We start from the raw sequence: 19,356 nt of genomic DNA, 5'->3' as shown, positions 1-19,356 counted from the left end.
TCGAGGACTTGAACCCCTTAGTGGCAGCCGATTCGCTCCAGGAGGTGGCAGTGCGGACGAGACTTGCGGTGGTCGCGCTCGGCGCGGGGGTCGCCGAGTTCGGCGACATCGCGTTCCTCATCGGCATCGCGACGTCGTTGTACGGCCTGTCGGGATCGGCGGCCGTCGTCGGGTTCGGCATGGCCGCCTACGGGGTCGGCAGCCTGGTGGGAGCGCTCGTCGGCGGCGTGCTGATCGACGCGCTGCCACCCAGGCCGTGGTTGTTGTGGGGCAACGCCTCCGGCGGCGCGCTCCTGGCGTGCTTCACGGTCGCCGCCGCGCTGCCGGTGGTGGTCGCGCTGATCGCCGTGATCAGCCTCGCGTCCCGCGCGATGCTGGTGGCGCAGCAGTCCTGCCTGCCGCTCGTCGAGCCGGACCGCCTGTTGCGCGCGAACTCGGTGGTCATGTCGTGCCGCCGGGTCGGTCAGTTGTTCGGGCCCGCCGCGGCGGGCGGCCTCGTCGCACTGGGCAGCGGCACGGCGGTGTACTGGGTCAACGCCGCGACGTTCGTGCTGAACGGCGCCATCGGGTTCCTCGCGGTGCCCGCGGGTGGCCGTGTCCGGGCGCGGTGGGTGGGGGAGCGGCGGGAAGGCGCCTTGGCGTACTCGGCGCGCACCCCGGCCGCGCGGACGGCCTTCGCCGTCAACTGCGTCGTCGGCGTGGTCACCGGGACGACCACCGTGACGCTCATCGTCTACACGACGACGGTGCTGCACGGCGGTCCGAGCGAGTACGGCCTCCTCGCGACGTTCGCGGCGGTCGGTGCCGTGCTGGGGACCTTCACGGCCACAGCGGTCGGCAGGAGGGTCGAGTTGAGGACGGCGGTGGTGGCCACGGTGGCGGTCGCGGGGGTCGCGCTGATCGCGCTGCCGTTCGCCGACCGGTTCGCCGTCGCGGCGGCGTTGCGCGTAGCGAGCGGCTGGTCGTTGAACGTGCTGATGATCCTGCTGATGGCCAACCTGCACGAGGGCGCGCCAGAGGACCTGCGGGGACGGATGATCGCGTCGACCCGCAGCGGACTGGACGCGTTGATGATCACCTTCACGATGGTGTCCGGGTTCCTGGTCGCCGTCGTCGGTGTGCGGTGGGTGCTGGTCGGGGTCGGTGGTGTGACCGCGTTGTGCGCGGCGGTGCTCGCGCGCACCGCCGACCCGTTCAGGTGGTTGCCGAGAACTGGGACGAATGAGGTGTCAGCGAGATGAGCAAGGGTGGTTCAGCCGCGGTGGCCGGTGCGACCGCGCAGATCCCGCTGCTGTCGTCGGCCGTGCTGTACGGGGCCTCGGTCTTCGACAGCCTTCGGGCGTGGAGGACGCGGCGCGGCGCGCTGGTGTACGGGCTGGCGCACCACGTGGCCCGGTTCCGCAGATCGGCCGACCTCGCGCTGCTCGACCTGGAGGTCGACGACGGCGAACTCCTCCGGCGGGTGGCCGACGCGCTCCGGGACTGCCCCGAGGACGGGTTCGCCCGCGTGCGGGTGCTCGCCTACGGCGTGGACCCCGAACTGTGCGACCGGCGCGCGGCGGTGGCGGTGTTCTCGTTGCCGGTGGCGGGATACGCGAGCCCGCGGCCACGGCTCACCACCGCGACGGCCGCGCGCCGGGTGTCCGGCGACCTGCCGCGGGCGGTGAAGAGCCCGAGCGGCTACCTGCGGGTGCGGCGGGAGGTCGCCGCCGCGAGGACGGCGGGTTTCGACGACGTGCTGGTGTGGAACGAGCACGGCCGTGTCTCGGAGGCATCGCGGGCCAACGTCGTCATGATCCGCGACGGCGTGCTGGTGACGCCGCCGACGAGCGAGGGTGCGTTGGCCGGTGTCACCAAGAAGGTGCTGAGGCACCTGGCGCTCCGCGAGGGCGTGCGCTGGGAAAGCAGGCCGATCGACCTCGCCGAACTCGGGGGCGCGGACTCGATCCTGCTCACCAGTTCGTCGCTGGGCGTGGTCGCGGCGCGGTCGATCGGCGACCGGCCCCTCGCCGAGGACGGGCTCGCCGCGGACCTGTGCCACTGGTACTCCGCCCTGCCGCTGGAGCGGCCCGACGACGAGTTCCTCACCGAGGTGCGGTGGTGAGCGGGCTCGAGGACGACATCGCCGAACTGCGCCTGCGCACGTTGGGGCTCATCGCCGACGCGGGCTCCGGACATCCGGGGAGTTCGCTGTCCTGCTTGCACATCCTGGCCGTGGCGTACCGCCGAGTGCTGCGCGGTGTCGTCGAGGGTGATCCGGACCGCGACCGGTTCCTCCTGTCCAAGGGCCACGGCGCGCCCGCGCTGTACGTCCTGCTGGAGGACGTGGGGGTCCTGCCCACCGAACTCGCCCGCGACCTGCGCGAGATCGGTTCGGTGTTGCAGGGCCACCCCGACCGGCTCCGCACACCGGGTGTCGAGGCCAGTTCCGGCTCCCTCGGCCAGGGCCTGTCGCTGGGGGTGGGGCTCGGGCTGGGCCTGCGCAGGCGCGGCAGCCCCGCCCACGTCCACGTGCTGCTCGGCGACGGCGAACTCCAGGAGGGCCAGGTGTGGGAAGCCGCCGCGGCGGCGTCCCACTTCGGCCTGGCGAACCTGACGGCGGTGGTCGACCGCAACCGGCACCAGCACGACGGGCCGACCGAGTCGGTGCTCGCGCTGGAGCCCCTCGCCGACCGGTGGCGCGCGTTCGGCTGGGAGGTCGACGAGATCGACGGGCACGACGTCGAGGAGGTCCACGACGCGCTGCTGACCCGTGCGGACCGTCCCCGCGCGGTCATCGCCCACACCGCCAAGGGGTACGGCGTGCCGTTCATGGAGGGCGACTCGCCCTGGCACTCGGTGGAGGACGTGGCCCTGCTGCGCGGGTACGTGCGGCAGCTCGTGGGAGGAGCACGCGGTGCGTGACGCGTTCGGTGCGGCACTGGTCGAGCTGGCGGAGGACGTTCCGGACCTCGTCGTCCTGGACGGCGACAACGCCACGTCGACGCGGACGCGGCTGTTCGCCGACAGGTTCGGGGACTCCTTCTTCAACGTGGGGATAGCCGAGCAGAACCTGGTCGGCGTGGCGGCGGGCCTGGCCCTGGCGGGCGCCAGACCGGTCGCCTGCGCGTTCGCCTCCATGCTGGTGAACCGCGCGCTCGACCAGATCACCCACTCCGTCGCCCACCAGGACCTAGGGGTCGTCCTCGTGGGCCACTACGCCGGGCTCTCCGGTGGCCGGGAAGGCGCGTGCCACCACTCGACGAGCGACGTCGCGGTGCTGCGCGCCGTGCCGAACCTCGCCGTGCTCGTGCCCGCGTGCGACGCCGACGTGCTGCCGCTGCTGCGGCTCGCCGTCGACCGCGGCCGACCCGCCTACCTCAGGCTGAGCCGCAACCCCTCCGCCGCGGTGCCCGACCACGACCGGGGCTCGCTGGCCGAGGGGTGGCGGTACTGGGGAGCGGACGACCCCGAGGTGCTCGTCGTCGTCACCGGGCCGCTGCTGCCGTCGGCGCTGGACGCGGTGCCCCGCGCGGGGGAGCGGGTCGGCGTGCTGAACGTGGTGTCGGTCAAACCCTTCCCCGACACCGCGTTCGGCGAGGTGTCGAGGAGTGCGCGCGCCGTCGTGGCGGTGGAGGAGCACTCCACGACGGGGGGACTCGGCAGCGCGGTGGCCGAGGCGGCGAGCGGGTCCGGAGCGACCCACCTGCGGATCGGCGTGCCCGACGTGTTCACCGTTTCCGGCGACCACGGGGAACTGCTCCAGCTCTACGGGTTGACCACCGAACGGATCGCGAGCGTGGTGCGATCCCTGACCAGGGGAGAACTTGATGACGGTCACCAGCACTAGTCCCGGTGCGCGCTTGCGCGAACTGCTGGCGGGGCCCGAGCCGACCCCGATCATGGGCGCCTACGACGGGCTCAGCGCGCGGATCGCCGTGGAGGCGGGTTTCGGCGCGTTGTGGGCGTCGGGGCTGTGCATGTCGACCGCGCTCGGGTTGCGCGACAGCGACGAGGCGTCGTGGACCGACCTGCTGGCACTGGTCGCCAGGGTCGTGGAGGCGACCGACCTGCCGGTGCTCGTGGACGGCGACACCGGGTACGGCAACTTCAACACCGCGCGGCGGTTCGCCACCCAGGCGGAGCGCATCGGCGCGGCCGGGGTGTGCCTGGAGGACAAGGTCTTCCCGAAGATGAACTCCTTCGTCGGCGACCGGCACGCGCTCGCCCCGATCGGCGAGTTCTGCGGCAAGGTCGAGGCGTGCCGGGACGCCGTGCGCGACCCGGACTTCGTGATCGCCGCACGCGTCGAGGCGCTGATCGCGGGCGCGGGCGTCGAGGAGGGGCTCCGGCGCGCCGAGGCCTACCGGGAAGCGGGCGCCGGCGCCATCTTCATCCACTCGCGGCAGTCGACGATCGACGAGATCCGTGAGTTCGCGCGGGAGTGGGGCGGCAAGCTGCCGCTCGTGGTGTCCCCGACCACCTACTACGACACCGCCCCCGAGGTGTACGCGGAGCTGGGCATCGGCGGGGTGATCTGGGCCAACCAGACGATGCGCGCCGCCGTGACCGCGATGCGCCAGGCCTGCCGCGTGCTGCGCACCGAGGGGCCCGCCGAGGTCGAGCCGACGATCGCGTCCCTGGACGAGGTCTTCGCCCTGATGGGCTACGCGCAGCTCGCCGAGGACGAGGCGCGGTACACGCCATGATCGGTGCCCACGCGCTGCTCGACGAACTGGCCGCGCGCGGTGTGGTCGAGCTGACCGGCGTGCCCTGCTCGTACCTCACCCCGTTGATCAACCGCGTCGCGTCCGACCCCGCGGTGCGGTACGTGCCCGCCACGCACGAGGGCGAGGCGCTGGCGTTGGCCGCGGGCGCCTGGCTCGCGGGCGCCACCACGTGCGTGATCAGCCAGAACTCCGGGCTGGGCAACATGGTCAACCCGCTGACCTCGCTCACGCACCCCTGCCGGATCCCCGTGCCGCTGATCGTCACCTGGCGCGGTGAGCCAGGTCTCGCGGACGAACCGCAGCACGAGCTGCTCGGCGCCGTCACCCCGGACCTGCTGTCGCTGATGGGTGTCGGCCACGCCGTGCTGCCGTCGGACGGCGATCGGCTGGGCGCCGCGCTCGACGCGGGCTGGGCCGCCATGCGCCGCGACGACCTGCCGTACGCCTTCGTGCTGCGGCGCGGCACCGTCGAACCCACGGCCCTGTCGGAACCCGAGCCGGCCGTTCCCGTGCGGCCGGACGTCGTGCGCTGCGGCGAACCCGACTCGGCCGCGCCGCGCCGCGTCGACAGCGTCGAATGCCTGCTCGGCACGATCCCGGACACCGCCGCGGTGATCTCGACGACCGGCAAGACGAGCCGGGAGCTGTTCACCCTCGCCGACCGCCCGCAGCACTTCTACCTGGTCGGCGCCATGGGTTCCGCCTCCGCCGTCGGGCTCGGCGTCGCGCGGCACAGCTCCCGGCCCGTGGTGGTGGTCGACGGCGACGGTGCCGCGCTGATGCGGCTCGGCACGCTCGCGACCATCGGCGCCCACGCCGCGCCCGGACTCGTCCACGTGCTGCTGGACAACCAGGTCCACGACTCCACCGGCGGCCAGCGCAGCCTTTCGGCGCAGGTCGACTTCCCCGGTCTGGCGAGCGCGTGCGGGTACCGCCAGGTCTACGAGTGCCGTGGCCTCAGCGGGTTCGCCGAGGCCCTCAAGTCCGCGCAGGCACGACCCGGACCGTCCTTCGTGCACCTGCGCGTCCAGCCCGGTTCGCTGCCCGACCTCGGCAGGCCCACCGTGCCGCCGTCCGAGGTGGCGCGCCGGTTCCGCGAATTCCTGTCAGGACGGACATAGCCGCGTTGTGGGGAGGACTCGCCGATGGCGAAACGCTGGTACGAAGTGGGTGAGGTGCCACCGCTCGGAGTGGTGCCGGAACAGATGTACGCCTCGGTGATCCGACGGGACCGGTACGGTCCGCCGAAGGACGCCTTCCGGGTCGAGCGCGTCGACGTGCCACCCGTCGGCCCCGGCCAGGTGCTGGTGCTGGTGATGGCGGCAGGCATCAACTACAACAACGTCTGGGCCGCGCTGGGGTCGCCGCTGGACGTGATCGCGGCTCGCGGCAAGAGGGGCGACCCGACGGACTTCCACATCGGCGGTTCGGAGGGCGCGGGCGTCGTCTGGGCGGTGGGCCGGGACGTCCGCGGCGTCGCGGTCGGGGCCGAGGTCGTCCTGGCCGGGTGCCAGTGGGACGAGACCGCCGGTGACATCAGGCTCGGCGCCGACCCCATGACCTCCTCGTCGCAGGCGGTGTGGGGCTACGAGAACAACTACGGCTCGTTCGCCCAGTTCACCGTCGTCGACGAGTACCAGTGCCACCCCAAGCCCCCGCGGCTCACCTGGGAGGAGGCGGCGTGCTTCATGCTCACCGGCGCGACGGCCTACCGGCAGTTGCGCGGGTGGCCGCCCCACGTCGTGCGGCCCGGCGACCCGGTGCTGATCTGGGGCGGGTCCGGTGGTCTCGGCTCCATGGCCATCCAGGTGGTGCGCTCGTTCGGGGGTATCCCGGTCGCCGTGGTGTCCGACGACTCGCGGGCCGAGCACTGCGTGGGGCTCGGCGCGGCGGGGGTCATCGACCGTCGGGAGTTCGAGCACTGGGGTCGTCTGCCGGACGTGGCGGACGGCGCCGCCATGGCCCGGTGGACGTCCGGCGCGCGGGCGTTCGGCAGGCGGTTCTGGGAGGTGCTCGGGGAACGCAGGTCGCCGAGGATCGTGCTGGAGCACGCCGGGCAGGACACGATCCCCACCTCGATGTACGTGTGCGACACCGCGGGCATGGTGGTGATCTGCGGCGGGACCAGCGGCTACAACGGCGACGTCGACCTCCGCCACCTGTGGATGCGGCAGAAGCGCTTGCAGGGTTCGCACTACGCCAACACGCGGGAGTGCCGCGAGGTCACCGCGCTGGTGGCCGACGGGAGGCTCGACCCGTGCCTGTCCTGGTGCGGCGACCTCGACGAGGTCGGGTTCGCGCACCAGTTGATGCGCGACAACGCCCACCCGCCGGGGAACATGGCGGTCCTCGTGAACGCGCCCGCGAAGGGCCTCCGAAGCCTCGGTTCGTCGACCGGTTCCACCCGCGCCGTCCCGTCCACCCACGACCCCGTCGAGGAGCCATGAGCGACACCGACATCGAGTACGGCCCGCCCCACGTCGACGACCTCGCCCGGATAGTCGAACTCGTCAACGGCGCGCTCGGACCGCGCTACCGGTCGTCCGCGGACGACCCGCGCTGCCGCGAGGTCGTCCAGCGGTACTGCGACGGCGACGGCAAGGGCGCCGTCGTCGCCCGGCACCGCGGAGTGGTGGTCGGCCTGTGCTTCTTCGACATCACCCCGATCCTCGCCCCGACCTACCTGCACGCGCGCGGCGACATGATGATCGTCGACCCCGCCTACCGGGGTCGCGGGATCTCCACGACGATGATCCGCGCGGCGTGGCGGTTGGCGGCCGACCGCGGCGCCAGCACGTTCCTCACCAAGACCTCCACGCCCCAGGTGCTCGACTGGTTCCGGTCCCTGCCGGAACTGCACGAGCGGGGCGCGTACTTCTTCCTCGACTTCCACAGCAGCCTGCTGGAGGTGGACCGGTGACCGCGTCGCCGAGCACCCGGACGGACCCGCTGCTGCGGCGGGTGCCCGGTCAGGCGCCCCGCCCGGTCTTCAGCCACGCCGCCGGGGTGCGGTTGTTCGCGCCGGACGGCACGGTCTACCTGGACGCCGCGTCGGGGTCGATGACCACCGCGCTGGGCTACACCAACCCCGACATCGTCGAGGCGATGACCCGTGCCGCCTCCACCCTGCCTTACCTGCACGAGGCGATCGGGGAATCGCCCGCGGCCGTCGACCTCGCCCGGCTCCTCGTCTCCCTCGCGCCCGAAGGGATCACGCACACCTCCTTCACCAGCAACGGCGCCAACGCCGTCGAGGCGGCGATCCGGCTGGCGGTGCTGGCCCAGCAGGGACGCGGCCTGCCCGAGCGCCGCCGGGTGGTGGGACTGGGCCTGTCCTACCACGGTTCCACGCCCGGAGCGCTCACCTGCACCGGCGCCTCCGCGGCGCTGGAGCCGTTCGAAGGCCTACTGCTGCACCGGTTGTCCGTGCCCACGCCGTTCTGCCCCCACCGGCAGGCGGACCCGCACGGCGAGGACGACTGCGCCACCCGCGCCGTCGAGGCGCTGGAGGCCCTCCTCGTCGGCCCCGAGGGCGGAACCGTCGCGGCGGTGGTCGTCGAACCGATCGCGGCGCACGCCGCGGGGTGCAGGCGGGTGCCCGCCGAGTTCGTCGCCGCGCTGCACGACCTCCGCCGCCGCCACCGGTTCCTGGTCATCGCCGACGAGGTCACCACCGCGCTGGGCCGGGTGGGGCCGCCGTTCGCGTCCACGCTCGTCGGCCTGCGCCCCGACCTGGTCTGCGTGGGCAAGGGCCTGGGGGTGGGCTACTCGCCCATCAGCGCCACGCTCGCCTCCGGCGAGGTGGTCGCGGCGCTCCCGCCCGGCGCGAACCTGTTGGGCCACAACTACAACAGCCATCCCATCGGGGTCGCCGTCGCGCTGACCGCGGTGCGCCGACTGACCGAACCCGGCCTCCGGGACCACGTCCGGGACCTGGGCGTCGACCTGGCCCGCGAGCTGGCCGGGCTGCGCGACTGCCCCGCCGTCCGCGACGTCAGGTCGGAAGGCCTGCTCGCGGCGGTGGAGCTGCGCGTCCCCGGACCGTCCACCGGCACGGCCGGGACGTGGGCCCGGACCGTCGCCGACCTCGCACTGGACGCTGGTGTGGTGGTGCTCCCCGGCGCCTGCCTCGTCCACGGCGTTCCCGCCGCGCACCTGACGGTGGCGCCCCCGCTGGTGACCGCGCCCGACGACCTCCGCGAGATGCTGCGGCGGCTGCGCACCGCCCTCGACACCGCGGCCGACCTGCTGGAGGGGCGACGATGAGGCCGGCACGAGCACTCGACGTCGACGACGTGGACCCCCGCGCGAAACCCTGGATCGAGCGCGACCGGTGGCGCGTCAGCACCATTTTCCTGTTGCGGATGACCGGCTTCCCCTCGGACCTCATCCGGTCCGCGCACCCGGTCGAGTCGCCCGTCGACGGCGAGAGCGAGGCGGCGTTCGACGAGCGGGTCCGCGAGGCGAGCCGTCGACTGCGCCTGCTCGGTGCCGACCCGCGCTTCCGCGAGGCCGTCTTCCTGTCCAACCAGGCGGGTTTCCCCGCGCTCAGCGGCTGGTTGGACGGGCACGCCCGGCGCAGCGGCAACGACCGGCAGGCCGCCATCACGATCGCGAACTACCTCCAGCGCTTCTGCATGAAGAACGACAGCGCGAGCTTCTTCGGCCCCAGCACCTGGGCCCGGCTGGCGGACGAGGACGCGCCCAACATCACCGTCGAACCGGGTTCGGACCCTCTGCGCCGCCGTACCTTCCTGACCCACTGGGCGGTCGCCGCACTGGCCGACGCGTTCGCGACGCGGCCGGGTGTCCTCGACGCCGCGCGGCCCCGGCGCGTCCCCACCCTCCGAATCCGCGACGGCCGGGTCACGGGGGTGCTGCTCGGCGGAGGGCGGTGGTCGCCCGCCACCGACCCGACCCTGGTTTCCCCCGCCGCGACCGCGTTGTTCGACCTCGTCGACGGCAACACCGCGGTCGCGGCGCTGCGGGTCCGCTTCACCGCCCATGGTCACTCCGGCTTCGACTCGGCACTGCGGGAGCTGCTCGACCGCGAGGTCGTCACGCACGGCCTGGACGTGCCGACGGGGATCAGCGATCCGCTGCGCCACCTGCGCGACCTGCTGGCCGGAACCGGTGATCACGAGGTGCTGACGGTGCTCGACGGGTTTGAGCGCGACCGCGCCGACTTCGAGACCGCGGACCTGGCGCGCCGCCAGGAGTTGCTCACCACGATGGGGGAGGCGTTCACCCGCTTCACCGGTCACCCCGCCACGCGGGGAGCGGGCCGGTTCTACACCGACCGCAGCCTCCTCTACGAAGACTCCCGCAAACCCTTCGACACCTTCACGATCGGCGGGCGACTCCGCGAGGACCTGAGTGAACTCGGGCCGCTGTGGGACCTGCTGTGGCTGCCCACCGAACGCGACCACCGGCTGACCTCGCGGGCCGCCGAGCGGTGGTTCGACCACCGGTTCGGTGCGGCCACCAGCGTTCCGTTCCTCGACTACGCGCGCGCGTGGGTCGACGACACCGACGTCCTCGACGCCGCGTTCGACGATGCCGACGACGAAATCCTCGCCTACCAACGGGAGTTCCTCGCGGCCGTCCTCGGGAACAGCGGATCGGCCGACCGCGTCACGTTGTCCCCCGACGACGTGAGGCGCCTGGTCGACGAACTCGGCGGCGTGTCCTCCAGCGGCGCCGTCCTCAACGTGGACCTCATGATCGATTCGCCGAGCGTCGACGCGATCCGCTCCGGCGACTACCGGCTCGTCCTCGGTGAACTCCAGGTCCAGCGCGAACTCCTGAGCCACTGCGCGCTGTCCGTGTTCCAGGACGACGCCGAACGGGAGGCCGTGGTCGAGTACGCCGGGAGCGGGTACGCCGCGGCCGCGGAGGCCGACGAACTGGTCGCGGAACTCGTGCGGTCCCACGACCGCAAGACCAACGTCCAGGTGCACCTGCCCATCCCCCACGTCGAGGTCCAGGGCCGCAGCGCGCTGCGCGGGCACCAGCCCACCCTCCAGCTCGCCGATCTGCACGTGCGCCGGGTCGGCGGACGGCTGCGCCTGCACTCCCCGCAGCTCCGCCGGTACCTGCGGCTGACCACCGCGTCGGCCCCCGTGGGTTTCCCGGAGCGCCGGAGCGCGCTGCGGCCGTTCGCGTTCCCGTCCCGCGAGTTCGCGCTCCCCATGCCGGACGGCGTCCGCCACCTGCCACGGGTCGAGTACGGCAGGACCGTCGTGCAGCGCCGCGCGTGGCGCCTCCGGTTCGACGACTGGAGCGACCTGTTCGCGCACCAGGCTTGGAGCGCGGGCGAGTTCGCCGCCGCGCGCCGACTCGCGCGCGAGTCGGGACTGCCGAAGCGGGTCTACGTGAAGGTGGACGGCGAAACGAAGGTCACCTACGTCGACTTCGACAGCGTCCACCTGGTGTGGGCCCTGCTCAAGACCTGGCGACGTCGGGGCGGGGGAGCCCTGTTCACCGAGATGCTGCCCGAACGGCAGAATTGGTGGCTTGCCGTCGACGAGGAGAGGCGTTCATGCGAGCTGAGGTTCGGTTACACGCGGCAGGCCACCTAGCCGGTCAGGAGTCCCGTCATGACAACGCCTGACGCGCCGACCACCCGGCGGACCCGCAGGGGCGTCAACTCCCGCCTGGCTGCGCTCGCCGTCGGTGCGGGCCTGTCCGAGTTCGGCGACGTGCTGTTCCTCGTGGCGTTCACCGCGGGCCTGTACGTGTCGACCGGGTCCGCGCGCACCGTCGGCTTCGTCCTCGTCGCCTTCAGCATCGGCAACCTGGTCGGCGCGGTGCTCGGCGGCACGCTGATCGACCGGCTCCCCGCACGGGCCTGGCTCGTCCTCGGCAACCTCGTCACCGCGGCCCTCGTCGTCGTCTTCGCCTACGCCACAGCGCTTCCGGCCGTCGCCGCGCTCTCGCTGGTGGTCGGGCTCAGCGGGCGGGCGCTGCTGGTCGGGCAGCAGGCCTGCGTCCCGCTCGCCGAGCCGGTCGCGCTGCTGCGGGCCAACGCCGTGGTCATGTCCAGCCGCAGGCTCGGCCAGCTCGCCGGACCGTTCCTCGGCGGCACCATGGTCGCCCTCGGCCACACCCGCGAGGCCTACCTGATCAACGCCGCCACGTTCGTCCTCTCCGCCGCGGCCACGTTCGCCGCCCTGCCCGCGCACAGCCGGGTCCACGGGCGGAGGGCGGACGACGAGTCGGGCACCGCCCCGGCGACCGGCATCCTCGCCTACGCCCGGCGCACGCCCGCCGTCCGGACGTCCTTCCTGGTGCAGTGCGTCATCGGCATCATCGTCGGCACGGGCAACACCCTCGTGGTCGTCTACGCCACGGAAATCCTGCACGCGGGCCCGCGCGGCTACGGGATCATCAACACCTTCACCGCCGTCGGCGCCATCCTCGGCGGCTTCACCGTCGGCCTGCTCGGCAGGCGGGTCTCGGCGAAGTGGTCCACCGTCCTCTGCCTCGCCGTCATCGGGCTGGCGATGGGCCTCCTGCCCACCGTCCCCTGGCTCGCCCTCGCCGCGATCCTGCGCGCCGCGGGCGGCTGGGCGTGGAACATCCTCAACATCATCCTGATGACGAACCTGCACGAGGGCGCCCCACCGCACCTCCACGGCCGCGTCATCGGCTTCACCCGCAGCGGCCAGGACATCTGCATCATCGTCTTCACCGCCCTGGCGGGCACCACCGCCACCCTCGTCGGCACCACCGGCGTCCTGCTCACCGCGGGCGCGCTGGGCGTGGCCAGCGCTGTCCTGCTGGCGCTCACCAGGAACCCGTTCAACTGGCGATCGACCTGACGAGGCGCACGGGTGGTGAAGTCACCCGAAGGTGTGGTTTGCGGCCTGCCGCGCGATCACGGCGTGAGCGCGGTCGCGGGCGGTCTGCGGGCATCGGGTGTCGCGGCCGAGCGCGATCCGGGAGGTGCGCGTCGTGGTCAGGACGGCGTGGGACGCGGAGTTGGAGCGCACGGCCGCCGTGCGGTCGTCGAAGCTGCTGGACACACCCGCCGAGGAGCGGTTCGACCGGATCACCAGGCTGGCCCAGCACCTGTTCGACGTGCCGATCGTGCTGGTGTCGCTGGTGGACCTCGACCGGCAGTGGTTCAAGTCGCGGCTGGGCCTGGACGCCCGCGGGGGGCCGCGCAGCGAGTCCTTCTGCTCCAAGGCGATCGAGAGCGCGGACCTGATGGAGGTCCCGGACGCCACGTGTGACCCGCGCTTCACCGACAACCCGATGGTGCAGGGCCCGCCGCACATCCGGTTCTACGCGGGCCAGCCGGTCAGGGGGCCGTCTGGGCACCGGGTGGGGACGCTGTGCCTGGTCGACCGGAGGCCGCGGGAACTCGGTGTCGAGGGCAGGCAGCGGCTGCGCGACCTGGGGAGTTGGGTCGAGGTGGAGTACGCCGTGGCCGCGGCCCACCGGGACAGCGCGCAGGCGCGGGACGTGCGCGCCGAGTTCATCTCGGTGATCAGCCACGAGCTGCGCACCCCGCTGACGTCGATCCACGGGTCGCTGGAGCTGGTGGGCTCGGGGCGGTTCGGGACGCTCGACCAGCGCGTGGAGCGGCTGGTGACGATCGCGGCGAAGAACACCGACCGGCTCATCAGGCTGTCCAACGACGTGCTGGACCTGACCAGGGTGCAGAGCGGTCTGCGGCTCACGCTGGCCGACGTGGAGGTGGGCGAGGCGGTCGAGAACGCGGTGCACGCCGTGGAGGGCGTCGCCGACGGGGCCGGGGTGGCGCTGGAGGCCGAGTGCGTGTCGTGCGCCGTTCGCGGCGACCTCGACAAGCTGGTGCAGGTGTTCACGAACCTGCTGGCCAACGCGGTGAAGTTCGCGCCCGCGGGCAGCACCGTCTCGGTCTGCTGCACCCGCGCGGACGACCGCGTCGAGGTGTCGGTCCGGGACCGGGGGTGCCGCAGCACGACGTCGACCGCATCTTCGAGCCGTTCGTGCAGCTCGAAGGCGCGAGCGCGAACGGCGTCGGGCTCGGGCTGTCGATCACCCGCGGCATCGCCGAGGCCCACGGCGGCAGCGTCGGGGTCCGCTCGACGGTGGGGGAGGGCAGCACGTTCACCGTGGTGCTGCCGGTGGCCGGACCCGACACGGACCGGCCGTGGTGGTAGCCGCCTAGGCCACCCAGTCCAGCACGAGGGCCAGGTCGTCGGCGATCCGCAGCGGGTCGAACGGCTTGCTCAGCACGGCCAGCGCGCCCAGCTCCCGCAGCTCCGACTCCAGGTCCGGCGCGGCGGTGATGAACACCACCGGCAGCGCGCCGAGCTGCGCGGCCTCCCGCAGCGCGCGGAGGGTGCGGCGGCCGTCCAGCCCCGGCATCTCCACGTCCAGCAGCACCGCGTCGACCCCTCCGGTCAGGCACCGGCGCAGCGCCTCCTCCCCACCGCCTGCCGTCTCGACAAGCCAGCCGTCCCGGAAGCCCAGCGACAGGCTGAGCACCTCCAGCACGTCCGGGTCGTCGTCCACGACCAGCAGGGTCTTCACAACGCGTCCCGGTTCACCCGGTAGCCGACGCCGCGCACGGTGGCGATGAACCCGGTCGCGCCCGCGCTCGCGAGCTTGCGCCGCAGGTTGGACAGGTGCACGTCCACCGCGTGGTCGTCGGCGAGCCACGGCTCACCCCACGCGCGCCGTCGGAGCTGGTCGCGGGTGCGGACCAGGCGCACGTTCTCGGTCAGCAGGTCCAGCAGCGCGAACTCCAGCTTGGTCAGCTCGACGTGCGCGCCGTCCACCGTGACCTCGTGCGCCTGCACGTCCAGCCGCACCGGTCCGACGACCCGTTCGGTCGGGACCGGCGCGGCCGGGGTGGCGCCCAGGGCCTTCGGCCTGCGCAGCATGGCCTGGATCCTGGCCACCAGCTCGCGGGGCGAGAACGGCTTGGTCAGGTAGTCGTCGGCGCCGGTGGAGAGCCCGACGAGCTTGTCGACCTCGTCCACCCTGGCCGTCAGCATCAGCACGTAGGCGTTGGAGAAGTCGCGCAGCCGCGAGCACACCTCCAGCCCGTTCGGGCCGGGGATGTTGAGGTCCAGGACCACCACGTCCGGCTGCCAGGCGCGCAGTTCCAGCAGCGCGCTGTCGCCGTCGCCCGCGGAGCGCACGTCGAAGCAGGCATCGGTGAGCGCCATCTCGACGATCTCGCGGATGCTCTCCGTGTCCTCCACGACCAGTACCCTCGCCATGGACGGGATTCTGCCCAGACCTCCCGACCTCGGCTCGGCCGCGGAACCGGTCACCGCCGGTCCCGGAGCGCTCGTTTCGCCGCCACGAGCACGCACAGGCCCGCGAACACGATCAGCGCGACCTTGAGCCAGGCGTACTGGCCCAGCAGCGCGACCCGGCCGATCCACGGCACGTCGGCGAGCACGACGGGCACGGTCTCCGAGGTGATGCGCAGTTGCTGGGGGTCGGCGGCGGTGTTGTTGTCACCCTTGGTGCGCAGCAGCGGCTCGGCGCGGGACAGGTCCACCTCGACGACCCGGTGCGCGAACCGCTCGCCGGGGGCGTCCGGTCGGGGCAGCACCACGACGTCGCCAACTTCAACCGATCGAGCATCGATCGGACGGGTGACGAGCAGGGCTCCCGGATCGAACGCGGGGGACATGCTCGGCGAGAGCACCGGCGCGAAACCGACCCGGAAGCCGACGACGAGCACGGCACCCGCGACCGCGGCCAGCGCGAGCACCGCGAGGACGACACCGGGTAGGCGCCTCGACGTGCGGCGTTCGGTCGCGGCGTGTGCTCCGGCCATTTCGGGTCTCCTAGGAGTTGGTGGTGGTGGCGGTGCGGATGTGCGCGTTGTTGGCGACGGAGACGCCGATGGTGGCGTTGGTGTTGCCGCTGAGGCCTCCCGTGAGGCTGACGCGGATGCCGAGCTGGCCGCCGACCGCTAGGGCCGTGGCAGGAGACGCGGTTCCCGCCGAGGAGAGCACCAGGGTGGTCACCGTCCCGGCGCAGGTGTTCGCGGCCGTGTTCCACGCGGCGCCGACGCACGCGTCCACCCGGACCGGGCTCGGCAGCAGGCCGCTGACCGACGCGGTGTAGGTCTGGCCGGTCAGCGCCGCCGTGCCGGTGTTGCGGACGCTGCCGAACCGCGGCGCGCGGTCACCCAGCGCCGTCCACGCCGCCGTGAGCGGCTTGCCGGTCTGGGCGACGCCGGCGCTGTCGACCAGCACCGCGGACCAGGAGAGGCTGCCGGAGCCGACCGGGGCGCCCGCGCTCGCCGCGCCGGTGCCCGCGGCGGCGGCGCCGGGGACGGCCGCGGCCAGCGCGACGGCCGTCCCGATCACCACCGCGACCCGCTTCGACATCTGCCTGCTCCCCCTGGGCTCGTCGATCAGGAGTTGGTGGTGGTGGCCGTGCGCTGGGCCTCGGCGAAGGTGTAGGTCAGGTTCGCGGTCAGCCCCTGGATCGTCGCGGCGGGCCGGACGCCGTTGACCGTGGTCTCGGTCTGGTCGGGCAACTGCACCGAGATCTGGAGGCGCTGCACGGTGCCCGCGGCCACCACGCCGGGGATCAGCGACTGCGCGCCCGTCAGGGTGCTGAGCGGGGTCGCGGCCAGCAGCGTCGTCGGGGTTCCGCCGCACACGCCGGTCGCGGGGGTCCACGTGCCGTTCGTGCACTGCCGCACGGTGACCCGCAGCGCCTTCGTGGTGGCGCCGTCGGTGACCAGGTTGGCCGAGCCGGTCGCCGCTACCTGGAGCGTCAGCGCCTGCGCGTCCAGCGTGCCGCCGCTGGTGAGGTCGACGTACCGGTTGACGGTGTCGCCGGGCGCCATGTTGGCGATGGCTTGGTCGAACCCGGAGCCGTTGGCCGCCATCGTCAGCTTCAGCGTGCCGGTGGTCACCTGCTCGGGCGTCCCGTTGGCCGTCGTGGCGCTGAGGGTGGCCCAGACACCGCCTCCGACCGCGACGACGGCGGCCACCGCGATGGCGGCGAACGCGACCGGCCGCCAGGCGGAACGGCGGCGGCGGGGAGCGGGGAGGGCGTGGTTCGCCATGCTGTGTCCTTGTCGGTCTGCCTCGCCTGTCGCGGTGCGTTGGAATGAGCATCCGAGACGGACCTCTGGCCTCCCTCCGCCGTTCCTCAAGCTCCCGTCAAGTTTCCGGAGCTGATCGCGAGGGCATTCCCCACCAGCGACTTGTTGTAGACCGCTGGCTACTTCGGCCACGTCCTGGTACCCAGGAGGTGATCGTCAGCTACGCCAGGGGCTGCGGCTCGGCAGGCGGGCCGGTCGCCGCGGGACCCTGGTGGTCGACGACGGCGCCCTGATCGCTCGGATGCGGGTCGCGGTCCAGCAGCGGTCGGCCGCGCTCCCGGCGTGGCGCCACTGGTAACGCGCTGTGCGCGGATCCGATGAGAACCCGTGTTGCCCACCAACGAGAATCGAGGTCGTTGATGTCCACTTCGGACGGGGACCGCAATAGTGCGCGCTGGTTCCGTTCTCTGTCACCGCACTCGTGCGGGTGGTCCACCAGTTCTCCACGCCGCCGATGAGGCCGACCAAGATCCGAGGAGTGACACATGCGCAGGATGTACGACTCCGTGAGCGCCGGCGCCATCCCGACCGACGCCGAGATGGTCGCGGGCTACGTGGACGGGCGCTTCGCCTGGTCCTCGGCGGACTGGGCCCGCTTCCCCAACTCGGTCCGGGTGCGGATCTCGGCGATCGGGGCGACGCACGTGGCGGAGGTGTTCGACGTCGAGGTCGGCTGCATCTGGCCGCCGCGCAACGTGGTCCCCCTGGTGGTGGCCGCGCGCAACGCGGGCATCGATCCGACCGTGTACGTGAACCAGCACAACGACTGGGGCCCCACGAGGGCCGAGTTCGACCGCGCCGGCGTCCCGCACCCGCACTGGTGGGTGGCGCACTACGACGGCGTCGTGGCGGTCCCGGACGGCGCTGTCGCGAAGCAGTACGCCCACCCCGGCGCCGTGCCCGGCAAGCCCGCGGGCCCCTGGGAGACGGGCCAGCACTACGACCTCAGCGCCGTGCTCGACTACTGGCCCGGTGTCGACAACTCGAACGGAGACGACGTGAGCTTCAACGACCAGATCACGAACCACGAGGGCGTGACCTTCTCCGCAGGCCAGTGGCTGACGTGGAGCAACGAGTACGCCGCGCAGAGCGCCGCCAACACGGCCGCGCTGCTGGCGAAGCTCGACGCGCTCGCGGCGGTCGTGACCGCGGACAAGGACGTGTCCGCGGAAGAGCTCCGCCGGATCGTGGACGACGCCGTCAAGGCGAACTCCTCGACGCAGGCGAAGATGATCGCGCAGCAGGCCGTGGCGGAGCTGCGCGTGGCCGTGCGCGAGGAGTTGGGCGAGGAGAACCAGGAGAAGGCGGACGCGATCGTGGACGCGGTCGCGGTGAGACTGGCCCGCGACTGAGGAACGGCGCGCCGCGTCACGGGAACCTCCGTGACGACGGCCCGCTCGACCGACCACCGGCAGGAGTCCCCGATCACGGGGGCTCCTGCTTTTTCCTTGCCCGGCAACGGATCGGGCGCGATTTCCGGGCTCCACGGCGTCGGGCGTGCGCGGGCGGCCTCGATCTCGGTAGCGTCGGGGTCAGCTCGGTCGCCTCGGCGCGGGCTTCGTCCGCGTGGTCTCCGCGGCGGCGTCGCGCAGGACCTTCCTGAGCCACTGGTGCGCGGGGTCGCCGTCGACGCGCGGGTGCCAGGCGATGCCGTACGGGAACGGCTGGATCTCCACCGGTGCCTCGACCACGCGGTACGCCGGGTCGTCGAGGTAGGGCGCGGCACCCCGTCTCGGCAGGGTGGCGACGAGGTCCGTGCCCGGCAGGGCCGCGGGCGCGGCGGAGAAGTACGGCACGCGCAGCCCCGCGAACCTGCGCCGCCCCAGTTCGGCGAGCCGCCGGTCCACCATCGTCTGCTCGCCGTCGAGCACCACGACGACCACGTGGGGGTAGCGGCCGAAGTCGGCGAGCGTGAGGCGGTCGCCCGTCGCGGGGTGGTCGTGCGCGAGCAGGCACACGAAGTCCTCTTCGAACAAGGTCTCCCAGTGCAGCGACTCGGGAGCCACCACGCCGGAGAGCACCAGTCCGACCCGGCCCTGCTCCACGTCCGCGAAGGAGCGGTCGCTCAGCGGCTCGACGGTCAACGAGATCCGCGGCGCTTCACGAGAGACCCGTTGGAATACCGCGGGTCCGAGGACGCTGGTCGCGTAGTCCGTGCAGTGGACGTGGAACGCGGCGGTGGCGGTCGCCGGGTCGAACCCGTTGCCCCGCAACAGGGTTTCCAGGCGCGGCAGGAGGTCGGCCAGTTCCCACTGGAGCTGGTGGCCGCGCACGGTGGGTTCGTAGCCGTGGCGGGTGCGGACGAGCAGCTCGTCGCCGAACGTGTCGCGCAGCCGGTGCAGGGTGCGGCTCATCGCGGGCTGGCTGAGGTGGAGGCGGTTGGCCGCGCGCGAGACGTGCCGCTCCTCCAGCAGCACCGCCAGCGCGGTGAGCAGGTTCAGGTCGGCGTTGCGCAGGTCGGTCACGATTCCAGGCTACGCCGAGTATGCGTGCGGCGCATAATTCACGTAACCAGTATGCATTGGACGGATAGCGGGGTTCGCGACAGGCTGGACGCGTTGATCCACTCAC

At 72.6% G+C, this 19,356-nt stretch carries 18 protein-coding genes and 1 pseudogene; 13 read left to right on the top strand and 6 right to left on the bottom strand.

The genetic code is table 11. The features are described from left to right. The first annotated feature begins 50 nt into the window (after window positions 1–50). The 12 genes and pseudogenes from NZH93_RS26145 (at window position 51) to NZH93_RS26090 (ending at window position 13,861) form a co-directional block, all read left to right on the top strand. A complete protein-coding gene (locus tag NZH93_RS26145) occupies window positions 51–1,241 on the top strand; it encodes an MFS transporter (protein WP_259625845.1) in 1,191 nt (396 codons plus the stop codon). Next, window positions 1,238–2,104 carry an aminotransferase class IV gene (locus tag NZH93_RS26140; protein ID WP_259625844.1) on the top strand — a complete coding sequence of 289 codons (867 nt, stop codon included), beginning with the start codon at window positions 1,238–1,240 and terminating at the stop codon, window positions 2,102–2,104. The genes NZH93_RS26145 and NZH93_RS26140 overlap by 4 nt, the downstream gene beginning before the upstream one ends. After that, window positions 2,101–2,904: a transketolase gene (locus NZH93_RS26135; RefSeq protein WP_259625843.1), complete on the top strand. Its 804-nt coding sequence runs from the start codon at window positions 2,101–2,103 to the stop codon at window positions 2,902–2,904. The genes NZH93_RS26140 and NZH93_RS26135 overlap by 4 nt, the downstream gene beginning before the upstream one ends. Continuing rightward, window positions 2,897–3,829 (top strand): transketolase family protein, encoded by a 933-nt coding sequence (locus NZH93_RS26130; protein WP_259625842.1) that lies wholly within the window; start codon window positions 2,897–2,899, stop codon window positions 3,827–3,829. The genes NZH93_RS26135 and NZH93_RS26130 overlap by 8 nt, the downstream gene beginning before the upstream one ends. Further along, a complete protein-coding gene (locus tag NZH93_RS26125) occupies window positions 3,810–4,688 on the top strand; it encodes an isocitrate lyase/phosphoenolpyruvate mutase family protein (protein ID WP_259625841.1) in 879 nt (292 codons plus the stop codon). The genes NZH93_RS26130 and NZH93_RS26125 overlap by 20 nt, the downstream gene beginning before the upstream one ends. Further along, window positions 4,685–5,830, top strand: coding sequence for a phosphonopyruvate decarboxylase (gene aepY / locus NZH93_RS26120; protein ID WP_259625840.1), 1,146 nt, complete (start codon window positions 4,685–4,687; stop codon window positions 5,828–5,830). Before NZH93_RS26125 ends, aepY begins: the two co-directional genes overlap by 4 nt. Before the next feature lie 24 nt (window positions 5,831–5,854). Next, window positions 5,855–7,156, top strand: a complete 1,302-nt coding sequence (ccrA, locus tag NZH93_RS26115; RefSeq protein WP_259625839.1) for a crotonyl-CoA carboxylase/reductase — start codon at window positions 5,855–5,857, stop codon at window positions 7,154–7,156. Continuing rightward, on the top strand, window positions 7,153–7,629 hold the full coding sequence (locus NZH93_RS26110; protein WP_259625838.1) for a GNAT family N-acetyltransferase: 477 nt from the start codon (window positions 7,153–7,155) through the stop codon (window positions 7,627–7,629). Before ccrA ends, NZH93_RS26110 begins: the two co-directional genes overlap by 4 nt. Continuing rightward, window positions 7,626–8,975 carry an aminotransferase family protein gene (locus tag NZH93_RS26105; protein WP_259625837.1) on the top strand — a complete coding sequence of 450 codons (1,350 nt, stop codon included), beginning with the start codon at window positions 7,626–7,628 and terminating at the stop codon, window positions 8,973–8,975. The genes NZH93_RS26110 and NZH93_RS26105 overlap by 4 nt, the downstream gene beginning before the upstream one ends. Further along, the gene (locus NZH93_RS26100; RefSeq protein ID WP_259625836.1) at window positions 8,972–11,290 is read left to right on the top strand and encodes a lantibiotic dehydratase; all 2,319 of its coding nucleotides are present in this window, start codon (window positions 8,972–8,974) and stop codon (window positions 11,288–11,290) included. The genes NZH93_RS26105 and NZH93_RS26100 overlap by 4 nt, the downstream gene beginning before the upstream one ends. A gap of 18 nt (window positions 11,291–11,308) precedes the next feature. After that, on the top strand, window positions 11,309–12,532 hold the full coding sequence (locus tag NZH93_RS26095; protein WP_259625835.1) for an MFS transporter: 1,224 nt from the start codon (window positions 11,309–11,311) through the stop codon (window positions 12,530–12,532). A 97-nt stretch (window positions 12,533–12,629) separates the two neighbouring features. Further along, window positions 12,630–13,861: pseudogene (locus tag NZH93_RS26090) on the top strand (GAF domain-containing sensor histidine kinase). Window positions 13,862–13,865: 4 nt separating this feature from the next. Here the strand turns inward: NZH93_RS26090 and NZH93_RS26080 are convergent. From NZH93_RS26080 to NZH93_RS26060, 5 genes are read right to left on the bottom strand one after another with little or no spacing between them, the layout of a single operon-like run. Further along, window positions 13,866–14,234 (bottom strand): response regulator, encoded by a 369-nt coding sequence (locus tag NZH93_RS26080; protein ID WP_259625833.1) that lies wholly within the window; start codon window positions 14,232–14,234, stop codon window positions 13,866–13,868. Beyond that, window positions 14,231–14,929: a response regulator transcription factor gene (locus NZH93_RS26075; protein ID WP_259625832.1), complete on the bottom strand. Its 699-nt coding sequence runs from the start codon at window positions 14,927–14,929 to the stop codon at window positions 14,231–14,233. Before NZH93_RS26075 ends, NZH93_RS26080 begins: the two co-directional genes overlap by 4 nt. A gap of 50 nt (window positions 14,930–14,979) precedes the next feature. Continuing rightward, a complete protein-coding gene (locus tag NZH93_RS26070) occupies window positions 14,980–15,498 on the bottom strand; it encodes a signal peptidase I (RefSeq protein WP_259625831.1) in 519 nt (172 codons plus the stop codon). A gap of 10 nt (window positions 15,499–15,508) precedes the next feature. After that, window positions 15,509–16,057 (bottom strand): hypothetical protein, encoded by a 549-nt coding sequence (locus NZH93_RS26065; RefSeq protein ID WP_259625830.1) that lies wholly within the window; start codon window positions 16,055–16,057, stop codon window positions 15,509–15,511. 26 nt (window positions 16,058–16,083) lie between these two features. Next, a complete protein-coding gene (locus tag NZH93_RS26060) occupies window positions 16,084–16,746 on the bottom strand; it encodes a TasA family protein (RefSeq protein ID WP_259625829.1) in 663 nt (220 codons plus the stop codon). Window positions 16,747–17,270: 524 nt separating this feature from the next. On the opposite strand from NZH93_RS26060, the gene NZH93_RS26055 reads away from it, so the two are divergent. Further along, a complete protein-coding gene (locus NZH93_RS26055; RefSeq protein ID WP_259625828.1) occupies window positions 17,271–18,137 on the top strand; it encodes a hypothetical protein in 867 nt (288 codons plus the stop codon). Between the two features lie 180 nt (window positions 18,138–18,317). Here NZH93_RS26055 and NZH93_RS26050 read toward each other — a convergent pair whose 3' ends face one another. Beyond that, window positions 18,318–19,250: a LysR family transcriptional regulator gene (locus NZH93_RS26050; protein ID WP_259625827.1), complete on the bottom strand. Its 933-nt coding sequence runs from the start codon at window positions 19,248–19,250 to the stop codon at window positions 18,318–18,320. Window positions 19,251–19,356: the final 106 nt, after the last annotated feature.

The organism is Umezawaea endophytica (genome assembly GCF_025061645.1).
GTDB classification, from domain to species: domain Bacteria; phylum Actinomycetota; class Actinomycetes; order Mycobacteriales; family Pseudonocardiaceae; genus Umezawaea; species Umezawaea endophytica.
Note: the sequence above shows the minus strand (reverse complement) of the source record. Positions and strands in the feature narration are given on the sequence as shown.